General features: G+C 44.0%; 1 protein-coding gene. It reads right to left on the bottom strand.

Going from position 1 to position 259, the window contains the following annotated elements; all coding sequences use genetic code 11:
* Nucleotides 1–259 (bottom strand): hypothetical protein (locus tag AAEY79_RS15505; RefSeq protein ID WP_352289437.1); only part of this gene is annotated, 259 nt, incomplete at both ends.

Genomic DNA, 259 nt, shown 5'->3' with positions numbered 1-259 from the left:
CGCCATTGCACGCTGTGCTAGTACTTGGTTTAACTTAGGTAAGGTACGAATGTCTTTTAACGCACCTTCATCAAGTACGTTAAAGTCAGGGAAGCTAGCGTTATAAATAATTGGATGCATCGCATCTTGGGTAATATTTAACATGGTTGCGGCAAGTCCATCTAATGGGCGCTCCTTGTCGTAGTAATTACCTTGCTGCCAGTTTTTATCTAAACGAATGGGGAGTGCCCATTTTTCAAGCGCAGCGACAGTCCATGCA

Source organism: Psychrobacter sp. GW64-MNA-CIBAN-0177, assembly GCF_040309585.1.
Taxonomy (GTDB): Bacteria; Pseudomonadota; Gammaproteobacteria; order Pseudomonadales; family Moraxellaceae; genus Psychrobacter; species Psychrobacter okhotskensis.
The sequence above is the reverse complement of the archived record's forward strand: the minus strand, read 5'-3'. Positions and strand labels throughout refer to the sequence as shown.